Source organism: Butyrivibrio sp. VCD2006 (genome assembly GCF_000423925.1).
Lineage (GTDB): Bacteria > Bacillota > Clostridia > Lachnospirales > Lachnospiraceae > Butyrivibrio.
In genome coordinates, this window is sequence record NZ_AUIX01000002.1 from 60348 (window position 1) to 79853 (window position 19506).

The following is a 19506-nucleotide window of genomic DNA, read 5'->3' on the forward strand; positions in this document are numbered from 1 at the left end:
GTTTTGTATTCAGGTAAGGCGCGGTGCGGAATGTCCGCATCGCGCTATTCTTATAGAAAAAACAATGTATTAAAGGATGGAAAGAGGTAAGCCGGTGGAAGAAAACAGAGTTTTGGAAATGCGGGGCATAGTTAAATCCTTCCCGGGAGTTAAGGCTTTGCAGAATGTGGACTTTTCTCTGAATAAAGGCGAGATTCATGCACTCATGGGGGAAAACGGTGCAGGAAAATCAACTCTTATAAAGGTTCTCACAGGTGTTTACAGTAAGGACGCAGGTACGATCACTCTTGAAGGCCAGGGTGAGGTAGCAATTCATTCTCCCCAGGATGCTCAGAGATTTGGCATCAGTACTGTGTATCAGGAGATCACACTTTGTCCCAATCTTACTGTTGCTGAGAATATGTTTATAGGACGCGGAGAAGGTAAGATAACAAATTGGAAAAAAATGAACGAAGATGCTGATAAGCTTCTTCAGTCACTTGAAATCCCTGCGAAAGCAAACCAACAGCTTTCAAACTGCTCAATCGCAGTTCAGCAGATGGTTGCTATTGCAAGGGCAGTAGATATGGATTGTAAGGTACTTATCCTTGATGAGCCTACTTCATCACTGGATGAGCAGGAAGTTGAGAAGCTTTTCGGTCTCATGAGAGATCTTAAGGCAAGAGGAGTAGGTATCATATTTGTAACACACTTCCTTGATCAGGTTTATGAAGTCTGCGATAAGATCACAGTTCTTCGTGACGGTCAGCTTGTAGGTGAGTATGAAATCAAGGATCTGCCCAGAGTTCAGCTTGTTGCCAAGATGCTTGGTAAGGAGATGGATGACCTTTCAGATATCAAGGGAGAGGGCGGAAGCTACGAAGGCGCTGACGCTGACGAGCGTGTGTTTGAGGCTTCCGGGCTTCAGAGTAATGCAGGAATCAAGCCCTTTGATTTCTATATTAAAAAGGGTGAGGTTAACGGATTCACCGGACTTCTTGGATCAGGTAGAAGTGAGTGCGTAAGAGCTATTTTCGGAGCAGACAGAGTTATCAATGGTTCTGTCAAGATGCACGGAAAGGACGTTAAGATCAGTAAGCCGCTTGAAGCTATGAAGCACGGTATCGCTTATCTTCCTGAGGATAGAAAGGGCGATGGCATCATCGGTGATCTCTCTGTAAAAGAAAACATAATCCTTGCACTTCAGGTGCTTACAGGATTTTTCAAGCCCTTCAGCAAGGCTCAGGTAAATGCTTTTGCTGAGGAGTACATAAAGAAGCTGAATATCAAGACAGCTTCGGTTGATACACCTATCAAATCTCTTTCAGGTGGTAACCAGCAGAAGGTTATCCTTGCAAGATGGCTGCTTATGCATCCTGAATATCTGATTCTTGATGAGCCTACCAGAGGTATTGACGTAGGAACAAAGGTAGATATCCAGAAGCTTGTTCTTGAGCTTGCTAAAGAGGGTATGAGTGTAACATTCATTTCATCAGAAACGGATGAGATGCTCAGAACCTGCTCAAGACTGGTTGTCATGAGAGACAGAAAGGTAGTAGGGGAGCTCTCCGGAGATGACCTTACACAGAACAAGATAATGAGTACAATCGCGGGGGATAAGTAAGAAATGAGTAAACAAATGACAAAAAATGATGAGAGTTTCATCAAGAAGCTCGTTGGAAATCAGCTGTTTATTCCTGTCCTGGCACTTATTCTCCTGGCAGTAATAAACCTGATAAATGATCCTGGATTTTTCAAGATCACATTAGGAACTAACAATGCAGGTAATCCGGTTCTTTCAGGATACCTTATAACAATTCTGGATTACGGCTCAGAGCTCGGAATCCTGGCTATCGGTATGACACTTGTTACTGCTGCTTCAGGCGGACAGGATATTTCCGTCGGAGCTACAATAGCAATCGCAGGTTCAGCTATGCTGAGAGTTCTCTGCGGCGGTGTTTCAAGACCTACAGAGCTCGCAGCTCCTATCTTTGTTGCATTTATCGTAGCTTGCCTTGTTGGTATGGCTTGTGGTGCTTTCAATGGTATGCTGGTAGCGGTGTTCAAGATACAGCCAATGATTGCGACTCTGATACTGTTTACAGCAGGTCGTTCCATCGCAGCATGGATCAACAACAATGAGCTTCCTATCGTTCCGGACCCCAAGTTCGCTTACTTCGGAAGCTTCATTCCCGGAATACCGGTTCCGACAACAGTTTTCATAGTTATTGCATGCATAATTGTTATTTCGCTTGTTCTTAAGTTTACAAACCTCGGACTTTACACACAGGCTGTTGGTATCAATGAGAATTCTTCAAGACTTAACGGTATCAACCCTACATTCATAAAGTTCCTCAGCTTTGTAATCCTTGGACTTTGCGTAGCAGTTGCAGCACTTATCAAGGTCAGCAGACTTTCAACCATCAACTATTCAGTTATCGCAAAGGATATCGAGATGGATGCAATCCTTGCAGTAGCTCTTGGTGGAAATGCACTTTCAGGTGGTAAGTTCAACATGTGGGCTTCAATACTCGGTGCTTATGTAATTCAGTTCCTGACCACAACACTTTACAAATTCAACGTTCAGTCAGATGCACTTGCAGCTTACAAGGCAGTAGTCGTTATTATCCTTGTTGTATTCTCAGCTCCTACAGTAAGAGATTACATGAAGCAGCTTGCAAAAAAGGTCGCACCTGCTAAGAAGGAGGTGGCCTGAATGACTAACTCAAATGAAAAGAAAAGTATTTTCGGCAAGATGAATGATACCAACCTTCTTCTTACGATCACCATAGTTATCTTTTTCCTGATGTACATTGGTGCTATCGTATTCCAGGGCGGTGCATTCACAAAGCCTCAGATGTTCTTTAACATCTTAAATGCAAACGCAGCTCTTATAATTACAGCATGCGGAATGAGTATTGTAATGATCTCCGGCGGAATTGATATTTCAGTCGGTGGTGTAGTTGCACTGGTATCCATGTGCTGTGCGGTTTATCTTGATCACCACAATGGTAGTATTTTCGGATCAATCCTTATTGCACTTGGTATAGGTATCGCATATGGTCTGGTTCAGGGGTTCCTTGTAGCATATCTTGATATCCAGCCCTTCATCGTATCACTTGCAGGAATGTTCTTTGCAAGAGGTATGACCACAATCGTTAACACAGCACCTTTCAACGTAGCCAATGAGCAGTTCAATGCATTAAAGCTCACAAGAATCATTATTCCCGGTATGGGAACTACCAATAAAAAAGGTATCTATGTACCTGCTTATGTTGAGATCGGTGTTATCGTTGCTCTTTTAATAGTAGTAGTAATGTTTGTTGTTCTTCGTTGGTCTAAACTCGGACGCAGCTTCTACGCTGTGGGCGGCAACAAGCAGAGTGCACTTATGCTCGGTATCAATGTAAAGAGAACAAAGTTCCTTTCACACATGATCTGCAGCGTACTTGCTGGTATTGGCGGATATGTTTACTTCCTCCATGTTGGTTCAGGTTCAGCCAGCCATGCAATGGGTATGGAAATGAACGCAATCGCTTCCTCCATCATCGGTGGCACAATGCTGACAGGTGGTGTAGGAAACATCATCGGAACACTTTTCGGAGTGCTCTCACTTAGTACAATTCAGAATATTGTTTCATCAGCCGGTCTTGACCAGGCTTGGTGGACAGGTATCACAATCGCATCAATGTTATGTATATTCCTTCTGATTCAGTCAGTTGTTATGGCTCAGAAGAAAAAAGCGCTCAAGGCTTGAATATTTATAAGTTTGATTATTCAATAGTTGAAAGAAATAAATCATCTTATGCCTTCCCCCCAGGGGGGAAGTTGTCAGCAAAGCTGGCGGATGAGGGGTATCATGAAAAAGATTGCCACACTACTTACCTTACTGCTCCTGCTCCCGGTATTTTCCGGCTGCGGGAGCAGTACCATTAAAGAAGAAATTACAGAGAAGACCGTGGATGAAAATCTCATAACTGTGGGATTTTCTCAGCTTGGTGCGGAATCCGACTGGAGGAATACCAATACTGCCTCCATGCAGGAAGCTTTTACCAGAGAAAACGGTTACGATCTTATATATAAAAACGGACAGCAAAAGCAGGCTAATCAGATTACAGCTGTTAGAATGTTCATTCAGCAGGGAGTGGATTATATCGTCCTTGCACCCGCGACTGAGGCGGGCTGGGATTCTGTTCTCGCAGAGGCGAGAGATGCGGACATCCCGGTTATTCTGGTGGACAGACGAGTGGATGTCGCTGATAAGAGCCTTTATTCCTGCTGGGTTGGTTCTGATTTTGAGCTTGAAGCCAAGAAGATGACGGAATGGCTAAAGCAATTTACACAGGTCAGGAATATTGATCCCGAGGAGCTTCACATCGTTAATATCCAGGGCACCTCAGGTTCAACCGCGCAGATTGGCAGAACCAGAGGTCTTGCCAATGCCTGCAGAGAGAACGGCTGGGATCTGATGACTGAGGTTGATGGTGACTTTACTGAAAACAAAGGAAGAGAAGTCATGGCTGCCATGCTAAAGGGCTACGATAATATCAACGTTGTCTATTGCGAGAACGACAATATGGCAATAGGTGCGATAGATGCTCTGGAAGCTGCCGGAAAAAAAGTCGGTTCCAATATTAAAAATGGCGAAGTTATGGTTGTCTCTTTTGATGGTGTAAACGAATTATCCAGAGAGTATTGCAGAGAGGGTAAAATATCCTGCATAGCTGAGTGCAATCCACTCCATGGTCCGAGGGTGAGTGCTCTTATCGAGTCTCTTGAAAGAGGTGAGACACCTGAGACATTTAACTATGTTGATGAGAAAATTTTTAGTTCGCTGAGTACTGTAAAAAGCATCACAGTAGATGGTGTTACATACGAGGTTGAGAAACCCTAAAAAGTCGCTTGGTTTCTGAAAAAATTTACATTTTTCTGATGTGAATTAATTATCTTTTCGAACATAAAATAGTGTATACTAAATACGTGGTTTTCATGGAAAATCACGGGGTTACATATTATTTGTTGTAGTATTTTCATGGGAGGAAAGATGAAGAAAAAGCGGTTATTTTGGGGGCTGCTGTCAGCGTCGCTGATATGCATGACTTCTCTTGGGCCTGTCCATGCCCAGGAACAAAGTAATGAGCCTGTTCCCAGAGTTCTTCTGGACGAGGGCGAAACGGAGAATCCCACTGAAGGTCAATGTGGAGATGACCTGACGTGGAAATTGTCGGAAAATGGTACGCTGACAATAAGTGGAAGCGGATCGATGACTAACTATAGTTGGTATACGACGGCTCCGTGGTCTGCAAGTAAATCCGAGATTAGTTCAATAGTTGTTGAAGATGGCGTTACTTCTATAGGAAGCAGGGCCTTTTTCGAGTGCACTAATCTTAAGTCGTTTACGATAGCAGACAGCGTGACGGAGATTGGAGAGAGTGCCTTTAATGCCACCGGCATTGAGACTCTGGTGATTCCGGCTGGCGTAACTACCATAGGTAGCTATGCATTTAGTCAGTGTGAACAGCTTACTACAGTTACTTTTTCTGACAGTGTAACGGAAATAGGCAGTTATGCATTTAATGGTTGTACTGCTCTGACAGCTGTAACTCTTTCTGATAGTGTAGAGAAAGTTAGCAGCTATGCATTCCAGAACTGTAGTGCAGTTACTGATTTGACTTTGAATGAAGGCCTGCAAACTCTGGATTATTATGCGTTTAGAGGGTGTGATGGACTTACAGAGATAACAATTCCCAAATCATTAAAGAACGCAGGGAGTGCATTTATTGATTGCGAAAATATTGTAAAGGTCAGCTTTGCTGATGGGACAGAATCTATACCAAATAGTATATGTGAAAGCATGAAAGGACTTAAAACTGTCGCTATGCCTGATTCTGTCACAGAGATAGGTAGCTATGCGTTCAGGTATTGTAATGCTTTAGATAGTATTGAACTAAGTGATGGAATCACGAGCATCGGATCATATGCATTTGATGGCTGTGAGCTGATTACGAGTATTACATTTCCGGAGACTATTGAGAAAATAGGCTACTATTCCTTTAATGCCTGCAAAGGACTTACAGAGATAAAAATTCCTAAATCTGTAAAGGAAGCGGGAAATGCATTTGTTAATTGTGAGAATATTGCGCAGATAAGTTTTGCTGACGGAATAGAAACTATACCGAGCAGTATATGTAACAGCATGAAAGGCTTAACAACTGTCACCATACCCGATTCAGTAACAGGGATAGGAGACTATGCATTCTATAATTGTGTAGCACTGGAAGCCATTGGGCTAAACGATGGAATCACGCGCATTGGATCCTATGCTTTTGAAGGATGCGAGCTTATTGCGAGTATTACGCTTCCGAAAAATATCGAGGAAATTGGATACCATGCTTTTAGGGGATGCAAAGGTCTTACAGAGATTACTATTCCGAAATCTGTAAAGGATGCAGAAAATGCATTTACTGATTGTGAAAATATCGCAAAGATAACCTTTGCCGATGGAACAGAAACTATCCTGAACAGCATATGTGCCAATATGAAAGGCCTTACAACTGTTACAATACCTGATTCTGTAACAGGGATAGGAGACTATGCATTCTATAATTGTGTAGCACTGGAAGCTATTGGGCTGAACGATGGAATCACGCGCATTGGATCCTATGCTTTTGAAGGATGCGAGCTTATTGCGAGTATTACGCTTCCGAAAAATATCGAGAAAATTGGATACCATGCTTTTAGTGGATGTAAAGGAATTACAGAGATAACCATTCCGGGCTCATTAAAAGAGGCAGGAAGTGCTTTCAATGGCTGTGAGAATCTTACAAAAATCAGTTTTGCGGATGATACAGAAGTTATTCCGGCTGGAATTTGTTCACAGATGACTGGACTTACTTCTGTAACAATTCCTGAATCAGTTAAGGAAATAGGGGAGAGTGCATTTTATGGCACAGGTATCACCGAAGTAACAATACCTGCAGGGGTTGAGGTGGTTCCCAGATTCTGCTTCCAAAACTGTAATCAGCTTAAAAAGGTAGAAATTCTTGGTACCCTTACCGATATTGGGGAAAGAGCATTTAATGATTGTGTATTACTTGAAGGGATTGAATTTAAAAAGGGACTAAAAAATATTGGCGCCTATGCGTTTAGCGGCGATGTGCTTATCGCCGAAGTTATTCTTCCTGATGGAATAGAAAGTCTGGGTAGCAATGCTTTCAGAAGCTGTAATGCTCTTACAGAGATAACAATTCCGGGATCGTTAAAGGAAGCTCAGAGTGCTTTTGCTGATTGCGAAAATCTTACAAAGATTAATTTTGCGGAAGGTGCGGAAGTTATTCCGGCTGGAATTTGTTCACAGATGACCGGACTTACAGCTGTAACTATTCCTGATTCAGTTAAGGAAATAGGAAAAGAGGCGTTTTCCGGCACCGGTATCACTGAAATCAAGATACCGAAAGGTGTAGAGACAATTTCTGCAAGCTGTTTTAATTCATGTAAACAGCTTAAGAAGGTCGAAGTTCTTGGTGCACTTAGTACTATCGGTGATAGCGCCTTTTATGAATGCGAATTACTTGAAAGCTTTGTATTCAATGATGGTCTTAAGACTATTGGATCTTATGCTTTCTATAACAATTATCAGCTTGCAAGCATTGATCTTCCTGAGGGTCTTGAGAAAATTGGCTCCTATGCTTTTAGTGGTTGTAAGGAACTTAGTGAGGTTACAATACCCGCATCACTTTTGGAAGCAAGCAGTGCATTTAATAATTGTCAGAATCTTTCAAAGATCAATTTTGCAGAGGGAACGGAACAGATTCCAAGCGGAATGTTCGCTCAGATGAAGTCTCTTACCTCAGTTGAAATTCCGGCTTCGGTTAAGACAATCGGAAGAGAAGCTTTTGAATATTCAGGCCTTACAGAGATTACGATACCTACAGGCGTAGAGACGATTTCAGAATATGCGTTCCGTGGTTGTCAGGATCTTGAAAAAGCTGAAATTTCCAATACCGTAAAGACTATCGGATATATGGCATTTGCAGATAATAAGAATCTTGCAAAGATTTCACTTCCGGATTCAATAACTGAAATTGGCGGATATGCTTTTTCGGGTGATGCGAATACGATAATAGAAAGATTGCCTCAGAATCTCGTGACACTTGGAGAATATGCATTCAACAATTGTGAAGGTCTTCTTGAGGCTGAGTTTGGAAGCGAAATAACAGAAATTCCAAGAAACGCGTTCAATGGTTGTAAGGCATTAAAGAGAATTTTTATTCCGGATAATATTACGACCATTGGAGATCAGGCTTTTGTGAATTGCGAAAACGTCGCATCCATAACTCTTGGAAATGGTGTTACAAAGATCGGATCCTACGCATTTAACGGATGCTCTAAGGTTACAACAATCACGATTCCTAAGAACCTTACATATGCAGGTGGTAGTGGATCAAAGGGCCCCTTCGCTGAGTGTGTGAGTCTTAAGACAGTTAAGTTTTCAAATAATGCGAGAGTTATTGCTGCTAATATCTTAAGCGGTTGTGAAAATATCACATCAGTTGAAATACCGGAATCTGTAGCAGAGATCGGAAACAATGCATTTTATGGCTGTACAGCTCTCGAAAGTGTGACATTCCCTTCAAAGCTTCGCAGCATTGGAGAATATGCATTTTATGGTGATACAGCATTAAAAGAAGCGATTCTTTCGGATAAGATAACTGAGATTGGAAGATACGCATTTAGTGATTGCAGCGCTCTTTCTCAGGTGACGCTTGGTTCGTCTTTGACAATGATTCCTGAAAGATGCTTCTATGGAACAGCAATTGAAAAGGTTGAGCTTCCATATTGTGTGAGATCCATTGAAAGATATGCTTTTGCCAATAATGAGGCACTAAAAGAGGTTACAATCTACGGATTTACTTCATCTATAGATGAATCAGCTTTTGACCAGAGCGACCTCACAATTACTTGTGCGGCAGGAAGTGCTGCCAGCGCGATGGCTGAGGAAAAGGGATACACGGTTGTAACACTTACGAATGTTGAGGGAGTAGATCTCAGCGTGGATACACTTTCCCTTAATGTGAACAAGTTTAGTATGATCCATGCAATCATTAAGCCTAAAGATGTCATTGATCTGGTTACATGGGAAAGCAGCGACAATGATGTTGTCAAGGTTGAACAGGATTCAATGAGTCCTTCGGTAGCAAAGGTGACCGGTGTAAATCCCGGAGAAGCTGAAGTCACTGTAACTGTTGGAACGTATTCCAAGAAGTGTAAGGTTACGGTCGAGAATAGTGTAGATTCAATCGAGCTGAGTCCTCAGATGTACACATTCGATAGCCTGGAATGGCCTTGCAGAATATATGCAAGTGTATATCCTTATGACGCAGCGGATAAAACAATTACCTGGAGTAGTACTGATGAATCGGTTGTTACTGTCGATGAGGAAGGTAATATGACTCCTGTAGGTAATGGTAATGCGAGAATTGTTGCATCAAGTGCCAACGGAAAAGTGAAAGCATACTGTTTTGTTACAGTAAATGCACCTATTCCGGCTACCGGAATTCAGTTTACTGATAAAGAAATTACTCTTACCAATACAAGCAGACAGCTTAGTGCTGCTCTTATACCTGCAAATACTACACAGAGAGATATTACCTGGACATCCTCTGACGAAAGTATCGTAACCGTTGATAGCAAGGGTGTTGTAACTCCTGTAGGAGCAGGAACAGCAACAATCACCGCTTCCATTGCAGAAGGAAGCACCTCGGATGAATGCACGGTTAAAGTTATTCAGGTAAGTGTGCCTGTAACAGGAATTACACTCAATGAAAGTCATGTTGAGCTTAATAAAGCAAACGTATCTGTCAGACTTACTGCAAATGTTATGCCTGCTGATGCTGATGTGAAGGATGTAATCTGGAGCTCAAGTAATCCTGAGATAGCTACTGTTGACGCGGATGGTCTTGTACAGGGTGTAAGCGGCGGAACAGCTACTATTACAGCAGAGACACTCGATGGCTCATTTAAGGCAATCTGTCATATAACAATGAGTAGTCTCATAGAGACGGTTAAGCTTGACAAGAACGAAGCTACCATGCTCGAAGGCAGCACATTACAGCTTAATGCAACTATCGTACCTGAGAGTGCAACAGATACTACATACAGATGGTATTCGTCAAACAGCGAGATAGCTACTGTTGATGAAAACGGAGTTGTAACTGCCGTAAGAAAGGGACTTACATATATTCGCTGCCAGGCTAATGATGATGGTGGAGCAATTGCTTCCTGCAAGATAATAGTTGTAGATAGCATTACTAATGACAATCCGGCACCCGGGCAGTCTTCGCCTGCTCAGGTAGAAGATACGGAACCTCCGGTTATAGGAAAAACGAATCTGATTCAGGTTTCACCTTTACCCGAGGCATTGCAAGTTACGTGGCAGGCAACGGCAGGAGCAGAAGGCTATGAGATACACTATGGCAGAGCAGCAGATCTTTCTGATAAGAAGAGCATCTTCGTCAATGGTGGATCTGTCACACAGATGACCATCAATGCACTTGATGCTGACGCTACTTACTATGTAAGAATTCGCGCGTATAAGAATGCAGCTAATGGTGCAGCAACTACTGTTTATTCGGGAGAGTGGTCAGCAACACTTAGCGGAAAGACAGACTATACAAAACCTGCTTCCTGTAAGATTAAGAGCCTTAGTGCTTCACATAAAAAGATTACCGTCAAGTGGAAGAAGGCTGCAGGAGTGGATGGATATGAGATCTGTTACTCTACTTCAAACAAGTTTAGTAAAGCGAAAACTGTAACTGTTAATAAGGGTAAGACTGAGAAGAAGATTCTTTCAAAACTGCAGAGCGGCAAGAAGTATTACGTAAAGATCCGCAGCTTTAAGAAGGTTAAATCAAATGGTCAGACACAAAAGGTATATAGTGACTGGTCTTCAGTTAAGAGTAAGAAAGTAAAGTAGGGGGAGAGAACCATGAAGTTAAGAAAACGTTTACTGGCATGGACAATGGTAATGGCTATGTCCGTATCTATGATTCCTTCACTCGGCATGACTACCAGGGCAGAAGCTCCAAGTGAGTCGATCGAGGCACAGTTCATGGAAATAGGAGCTGATTCGGATAGTGGATCAAATGAAGCTGCTACAACTGCAGATCAGACTGAGACAGAGCAGGATCAGACTGAGCAGGTGCAGGCAGAACAGAATCAGGAAAACCAGAGCGAAACAACTCAGGAAGCAAATTCAGATGCTTCCGATAATGCGTCAGTACCTGCTGATGCTAATAATGAGAGTACTGCTGTCACGGGTGATGAACCTGCGGCAGCTCAGAGCTCTGAAAATACCGGTGCTACAGAGGCTTCATCAGAGAATAGTAGCTCTGATGAAGTAGGAAGTGCTGAGCAGAGTGATGCTGAAGTGGCAGAAGATTCCACAGGCACAGATGAAGCGACTGACGAAAATTCAACAGATATTACTTCTGTCAAGTCAAATGAGGAACTCACGGATGAAGAGATAGAGAGACTTCATGCTACAGATGTACCGCTTGAAGATGCTGAGATTCCTGTAAATTATGTCGAGGTTACAGAGCAGAGCTGGGCACAAAGTTCCGGAATTACTCCCAGGGTGAGAAATGCAGGCTCCGAAGGTTCTGTAGCTGAAGGATCTCATCAGATTGTTCTGCTTCTTGATGTTTCGGGTAGTATGGCAGGAAAAGCCATGACTGAAATGAAGAAGGCATGTAACAACTTTATCGGAGACATTCTTTCAGAGGATCCGAACGCCGGAATATCTATCGTGACATTTGCGAACAGTGTAACTTCGTATATGTTTTCCGGTGAGTATTTTTCAAGTGACCAGGGCGAGCTTTGCAGTATCATAAGTCAGCTTAATGCAAGCGGTGGTACAGGCATGTATAACGGAATGGTTGAGGCTGACGAGATTTTATCCCAGTTTGGAACCGCCGATCATAAATTCATCATTACCATGGCAGATGGTCTTCCCAACCAGGGCGGAACATATTATGGCAGTGATGCCAGGTTTTCAGATGGCTATGAAGCAGGTGTTTATAAGGTATTCTCCGAAATAGAGAGTAACTACGAGATGTACTCGCTTGGATTTTTCCACAGTATGTCAGACTATGAGAAACAACATGCCGGAGAGTTCATGAGCTCACTTGCAAACAGAGCTTACTTCGAAGTTACTGACGCGGATTTGATTTCTTTTACCTTTGAAGAAATCGCAAGTAACATTAATTCCGATATGTTAAAGCTCAGTCAGGAAAGCGTTGCAATGGTTGTCGGAGATGTCCATGTACTGACTCTCGATTTTACTGACAGCTATACAAATCCTGACAGGACAGTTACCTGGGGAAGCAGTAATACAACTATTGCGGTAGTTAATGAGGGTGTAGTCACTGCTGTTCATGAAGGAGAATGTGTGATTACAGCTACAGCAGGCGGATATGCTGCAGTCTGCAAGGTAGTTGTAACAGGAGCACCTGAAAAGCTTAGTAAAAAGATATTTACTGTTTATAAGAACAAGAATGATCAGACAAAAGCTGCAGATTATGAGATAGCTAAAGATGCAAAGATTATCTATGGTACCCGCACTATAACAACTAATGCAAGCGGTAAGGCAACTGTTGACAATGTATCAACAGGATCACTCACTGTTGCGCTTGACGGATATCGTTCAAGGACATTTGATGTTACGGAATTGGGTGACACAGTTGATGTTTATCTTCAGAAGGAAACAGATAATCCTGTAATTAATGCAATTTATATCGGCTCCACAGATGTACTTATTGATGAACTTGCGATTGCATTGGGAGAAACTGCTGAAACTACTATAGTTGCCGATATCGATTGGGGTGCCAGTGAATACAAGAGCATAAGAATTGCCCAGAACATGAGCGCTATCAATTTCACAGGCAATTCCATGACTGCGGTACTTAAGGATCAAGGATTCAATGTATCCAAGGATATCTATCTTATTGCCACGAACAAAGAGGATAAATCTACAAAAGTTAAGCTTGAGATTGTGGCTGATTCAAAACTGAATGGATTGGAAAAGCTTAAGTTTGGAGTAGGTAACGGAGATCTAAGCATTACCTGCCCTAAAGACTGGTTTATTATAGGTGGGCAAAAGATTAAAATCGATGTCGATGCACTTGATCATTTTAATTTTCCTGTTAGTGCTTCTGTTGAAGATGGAATTGTTATGGTCACAGGTGGTATTGACATAGCCAAAGTAAAGACAAATCAAGTTGAAACAAGATACTACAAGAGTGGCAAGAAAAAATATAGTAAGGATGATGTAAATAAGGGCTTATTCTATGACATAAAGAAAGGCCTGACTGAAGGTAATGATGAAACAAAAAGAAAATATGTAAAGAGCATCAGACAAAAATATAAAGAGGCTATAACCAGACCTTCCGTGAAGTTTGGAGTGGATGGCGATTTTTCTGTAATCTTCTATATAGAAGGATACCTTGATAATAACAATCAGGTTCAATTTGTAGAAGGAAAGGTTTGCCTGATGCCTTCTGTTGGTGTCAACTGGAGTGGTCAGTTTGCCATCGGACCTGTTCCATGCTACTGGGAAGCTGCAATTAAGGGAGAGGTAGAAGCTGTCCTTAATTTAAGGAAAGGAAAGAATTTAGAAAAGGTTATACCTGACGGTTCATTGAAGGTGACAATAAAGGGAGAGGCAGGCGCAGGTGTAGGTGTAAATACAGTTGCAACTGTCGGAGGCGGAGCATCGCTAAAGATTATTCCCGAAGTCACGTTTTATCCGGAAAAAAATCCCGGAGGACAGTTGACCGTCAGCCTGAATGGATACTTTAAACTAAAAGTCTTTGCATTTGAGTATAGGCATGATTTTGATCCGATAAAGACGGATCCACCGATTAAGTTTAACAGCCCTGAAAATGTTAAAAACGCAGCATTTAAGTCTGTAATCAACGGGGCTTATGATACCGGCTCGTATACACTTGCCGATACTTCATACCTGCGGAACAGTGAGATGAAGGTCAAAGTGCTTAACGATGGCCCTTCTGAAGAAGTGCAAAACGATGCTTACGCTAAGCTGATCGGTGCGCTTCATGAGAATTCATATGAAAACGCGCAGCCTCAAATAACTGCTCTTAGCGGAAATACCAAGCTTGCTGTATGGATTGATGGAGAGAGCAGTGATGTTAATAAGCTTCAGCTTCATTATTCATATTTTGATGGTGAAGCATGGAGTGAACCTGCTGTTGTTGATGATGACGGAACTCCTGACAATGCACCGCAGTTATGCGCAAGCGGCAACAGAGTATTTGTAATCTGGCAGAATGCAGAGCGTGCACTTAAAGATACCGACACTCTTGATGCAATAGCATCAAATATGGGAATTAAGGTTGCAGAGTTTAAGCCTGCCAAGCAGGAATTTGAAGTATCTGAGCTTTCTAAGGATTCAGGACACCTTGATATGATGCCTGCTATCCAGTATGCAGGTGATAAAGTTGTTGCTGCCTGGGTTGAAAATACCAACAATAACTGGTTTAGCACCGCTGCAGACAACACTATTATGACTAGTGTTTATGACGGAACGGCATGGAGCGTACCTGAAAGCAAAGTTGAGAGCGCAGGACCTGTGAATTCTCTTGCAGTAGATTATAAGGATGATACTGTATTTGCAATTTACAGCACAGATACAGATGGCAATCTTGAAACCGTTGAAGACCTTGAACTCTATGTTAATGAGAAGAATGTTTCAAATAACGATAGCGTTGATTCAGCTGTTTTCGTAAAGGATCACGTAGTTTACTGGTATAACAATTCAAAAATAATGGTATCCGAAGTTGGGGCAACACTATCAGCTCAGGAATACATGGGCGGCGATATCACGATTCCTACAGACAGATATCGTATTGTGGATTATGGTGAAAACAAGGCAGTTCTTTTTGCAAACTCAGATAACTCAGTAAGTGAGATTTATGCAATTTTCAAACAGGATGGTAAATGGGGTTATCCTATCCGCCTTACAGATCGAAAGAACTCAATCCAGCAGTTTGATGCTATCTGGGAAGGTGAAAATCTGGTACTTATGGCCAATGAAGTAAAAGTCATTGATCCTAGTGCTGAGCCTTCAGAAGCTAATTATGGACAGAGAGATATGATACTCATGGAGTATGAAGGTGTTCCGTCTATAGTACTGGATGACATCGCATATGATGAAGAAGCAATTGTTCCCGGAGTTGCACTTCCTATTACTCTGTCTGTAACAAATAACGGCAGAAAGCCTGTAAACGGAATCCGGGTTGAGATGCTTGATGAGTCCGGCGCTGCTGTTGACGAGCTCGAAATCGGCACAGACATTATGTCGGGAAATTCTGCTGATATTGACTATGGATATGTAGTTAAAGATGAGAATATAGGTAAAACTTATTCCATCAGAGTAACTCCTGCCAGTGTAAGTAAGGATGCTGCTTTAGGAAATACCAATACTGCACCTATAAGCTTTAGCTTTGAAGATCTTAAGCTTGATGGAGTACAGTGGGGAATTGCTCAAAAAGAAAATAGTATCGATGAATCGGAAATAATTATCAGTGCTGCGATTCAGAATCTTGGTTACAGTGAAAAGCAGGATGTAAAAGTTACTCTGTATGAAGTTCCTGTAAATGCTACCGAAGATAGTACAGAGAAGGAAACTCATCCCGAGAATATGGAAATGGTGACAGAGACTACGATTGGAAATATAAGCAGTCTGGATCAGCAGCCTGTAGAATTCCATGTTCCGGTTCCTGTAGAGAATGATTATGAGAAGCTCTACTATCTTGAACTTACATGTGAAGGTGAGAGCGGAAGCACCGGAAACAACAGTGGTTATGTCTGTGTAAAGGAGGCACATAACTATGCTGTCGGAAGAACTATTGTTGACCTTCTTGTATACAATTTGGAAACAGAGTTTACGGCAGGTTCCAATTGGAATTATCAGAATGTCTCTGTAGCAGCAAAGTATGACGATGGCACTCTTGCTGATGTTGATGCGCAGATAAACGCATCAGGTGTGAATACAGCAGTGCCCGGAATTTATACGGTTTATGTTACAGCGGATGACTTTACTAAACCTATTGGCATTAATGTAAAGGCAAAACCGGCTGATCCTTCCAGTATTACAGCCGCAAGCGGACAGGCTGTAGGCAATACCGTAGCAGTAGGTGATACTACAACTGAGGACGGCATAATTTATGAAGTAACTTCAGTAGGTGATAGCCTCACGGTTAAGGTTTCCAAGCCTTCTGACAAAAACATCAAAAAGGCTGTTATAAAAGGCTCTGTTACAATACAGAATGCTGCATATACCGTAACTGAAATCGGTGCTGAAGCATTTAAAGACTGTGATGCACTTACAAATGTTACGATCCCTGCAGAAGTAAACAAGATTGGCAAGAAAGCATTTTATAATGCAGAAAAGCTAAAGAAGATAACCATCAAGTCAACAAGTCTGACATCAAAGACTGTCGGATCCAAGGCATTTAAAAATGCAGGTAAGAATAACTTTAAGAAGCTGAAAGTAAAAGTACCTAAGAAACAATTAAAGGCATACAAGAAGCTTTTAAAGAAAAAGGGCTTGTCTTCAAAGGCAAAAGTTTCCAAATAATGTAGATAAAGTGGCTGGCATCATTTTGCCAGTCACTTTTGTTTTCTTCCTTTACCGCCGTTATCATCATGATTTATGAGGCTTGATAATATCACTGTTATTTGCTAGAATGTCATTTGAGATTTTGTCTTTATTATAGGGTAGGAGGCGAATCAGCTTCCTACTTTTTACATGCAAATATTTATACGGAGCGTTAAAAAATGAGCATTATTGATAAGATTATCGGTACACACAGCCAGAGAGAACTGAAGCGTATTCAGGGAACGGTTGACAAGATTGAGAGTTACCAGCCTGAAATGAAGAAGCTTTCTGATGAAGAGCTCAAGGCTAAGACCGATGAATTCAAGAAGAGACTTGAGAGTGGGGAGACACTGGATGATATTCTGCCTGAGGCATATGCCACAGTTAGAGAGGCAGCAAGCAGAGTACTTGGAATGGAGCACTTCCGTGTTCAGCTTATAGGTGGAGTTATCCTGCATCAGGGTCGTATCGCTGAGATGCGTACCGGTGAAGGTAAGACACTGGTAGCCACACTTCCTTCATATCTCGATGCGCTTGCAGGCAAGGGCGTTCATGTCGTAACAGTTAACGACTACCTTGCTAAGCGTGATGCTGAGTGGATGGGAAAAGTTCACGAATTCCTGGGACTTACTGTAGGTGTTGTTCTTAACAGCATGAACAGTGAGGAGAGACAGGCAGCATACAATTGTGACATCACATACGTAACAAACAATGAGCTCGGTTTTGACTATCTTCGTGACAATATGGCTATTTATAAAGAGCAGTGCGTTCTTCGTGGCCTTAACTATGCCATCATCGATGAGATTGACTCAATTCTTATTGATGAAGCTCGTACACCTCTTATTATTTCCGGTCAGAGTGATAAATCTACTAAGCTCTACGAGGCATGCGATATTCTTGCAAAGCAGATGACTCGTGGTGCAGATATGGAGGAGTTCTCCAAGATGGATGCCATCATGGGTATCGAGCAGGAGGAGTCTGGAGATTTCATAGTTAATGAAAAGGATAAGCTCGTTAACCTCACAGCACAGGGTGTTGCAAAGGTTGAGAATTTCTTCAGAATAGATAACCTTGCTGATCCGGAGAATCTTGAAATTCAGCACAATATTATCCTTGCTCTTCGTGCCAACAACCTTATGGCAAAAGATCACGATTATATCGTTAAGGATGATGAGGTACTTATCGTCGATGAATTTACTGGACGTGTAATGCCCGGACGTCGTTATTCAGATGGCCTTCACCAGGCTATCGAGGCTAAGGAGCATGTAAAGGTTAAGAGAGAGTCCAAGACCCTTGCAACCATCACTTTCCAGAACTTCTTTAATAAGTTTGAGAAGAAGTGTGGTATGACAGGTACAGCTCTTACAGAGGAGCGCGAGTTCCGTGATATTTATGGAATGGACGTTATAGAGATTCCTACCAACAAGCCTGTTATCCGTAAGGATCTTCAGGATGCGGTTTATAAGACCAAGAAGGAAAAGTTAAATGCGGTTGCCGATGCAGTTCAGGCAGCTCATGAAAAAGGTCAGCCCGTTCTGGTTGGTACAATTACAATTGAGTCCTCAGAGGAAGTAAGTAAGCTTCTTAAGAAGAGAGGAATTCCTCACAACGTACTGAATGCTAAGTTCCATGAGATGGAAGCTCAGATCGTCGCTGAGGCAGGAAAACATGGTGCTGTTACCATCGCTACCAACATGGCTGGTCGTGGTACCGATATCAAGCTTGACGATGAGGCACTTGCTGCCGGCGGTCTTAAGATCATAGGTACAGAGCGTCACGAGAGTAGACGTATTGATAACCAGCTCCGTGGACGTTCAGGACGTCAGGGTGATCCCGGTGAATCCAAGTTCTATCTTTCGCTTGAGGACAACCTCCTTAGATTGTTTGGTTCAGAGAGACTTATAACCATGTTTAATTCCCTCGGTATTCCTGAGGGTCAGGAGATTGAGCATAAAGCTCTTTCCAAGGCTATCGAGTCAGCCCAGAAGAAAATTGAGGATAACAACTATGGAATCCGTAAGAACCTTCTTGAGTATGACCAGGTTAACAATGAACAGAGAGAGATCATCTATGACGAGCGTAAGCGAGTTCTTAACGGAGACAGTATGCGCGATACAGTTTACAAGATGATTACAGATATAGTTGAGGAGTCTGTTGAGACAGTAGTCGGAGAGGTTACAGATTCAGATGAGTGGAATCTTTCAGAGCTCAATGAGCTTCTGCTTCCTACTATCCCGCTCAAGAAGATCAACCGCGGACGAATCAATAAGCTTACCAAGAATGGCCTCAAGCAGCAGCTTAAGGAAGAGGCTGTGAAGCTTTACGAGGAAAAAGAGGCTGAGTTCCCGGAACCCGAGACAATCCGTGAGATTGAGCGTGTCATTCTCCTTAAGGTAATCGATAGAAAGTGGATGGATCACATCGATGATATGGATCAGCTCCGTCAGGGTATCGGACTTCAGGCTTTTGCTCAGAGAGATCCCAAGATCGAGTACAAGCTTGCCGGATTTGAGATGTTCGATGAGATGACCCGTAACATCAAGGAAGATACAGTAAGACTTCTCTTCCATGTTCATATTGAGGAGAAGGTTGAACGTGAACAGGTAGCCAAGGTTACAGGAACCAACAAGGACGACAGTGTTGCCAAGGAACCTGTTAAGCGTATGGAAGCCAAGGTTTATCCCAATGATCCTTGCCCGTGCGGAAGTGGTAAAAAGTATAAGAACTGCCACGGCAAAGGCCAGGGTTGACAGAGTATGTATAATTAAATTACTTGCTTGGCAAAAGAATGCCTTCCCCATAAAGGGGAGGGTATTTGCGAAAGCAGCCTGACGAGGTTGTTCTTGGAT

Annotated in this window: 7 protein-coding genes; all 7 read left to right on the plus strand. The window is 42.4% G+C overall.

What is annotated here, in order from left to right; all coding sequences use genetic code 11:
* Positions 1–76 precede the first annotated feature (76 nt).
* The 7 genes from G586_RS0101850 (at position 77) to secA (ending at position 19407) form a co-directional block, all read left to right on the plus strand.
* A complete protein-coding gene (locus tag G586_RS0101850; protein WP_035772179.1) occupies positions 77–1603 on the plus strand; it encodes a sugar ABC transporter ATP-binding protein in 1527 nt (508 codons plus the stop codon).
* A gap of 3 nt (positions 1604–1606) precedes the next feature.
* Positions 1607–2695 carry an ABC transporter permease gene (locus G586_RS0101855; RefSeq protein WP_026526322.1) on the plus strand — a complete coding sequence of 363 codons (1089 nt, stop codon included), beginning with the start codon at positions 1607–1609 and terminating at the stop codon, positions 2693–2695.
* A complete protein-coding gene (locus G586_RS0101860; protein WP_026526323.1) occupies positions 2696–3736 on the plus strand; it encodes an ABC transporter permease subunit in 1041 nt (346 codons plus the stop codon). It begins immediately after the preceding gene.
* A gap of 102 nt (positions 3737–3838) precedes the next feature.
* Positions 3839–4873 carry an ABC transporter substrate-binding protein gene (locus G586_RS0101865; protein ID WP_026526324.1) on the plus strand — a complete coding sequence of 345 codons (1035 nt, stop codon included), beginning with the start codon at positions 3839–3841 and terminating at the stop codon, positions 4871–4873.
* A gap of 150 nt (positions 4874–5023) precedes the next feature.
* Positions 5024–10954: a leucine-rich repeat protein gene (locus tag G586_RS24505; protein WP_196811528.1), complete on the plus strand. Its 5931-nt coding sequence runs from the start codon at positions 5024–5026 to the stop codon at positions 10952–10954.
* 12 nt (positions 10955–10966) lie between these two features.
* Positions 10967–16636 (plus strand): leucine-rich repeat protein, encoded by a 5670-nt coding sequence (locus tag G586_RS0101880; RefSeq protein WP_026526327.1) that lies wholly within the window; start codon positions 10967–10969, stop codon positions 16634–16636.
* 200 nt (positions 16637–16836) lie between these two features.
* The gene (gene secA, locus G586_RS0101885) at positions 16837–19407 is read left to right on the plus strand and encodes a preprotein translocase subunit SecA (protein WP_026526328.1); all 2571 of its coding nucleotides are present in this window, start codon (positions 16837–16839) and stop codon (positions 19405–19407) included.
* The last annotated feature ends 99 nt before the right edge of the window (positions 19408–19506 follow it).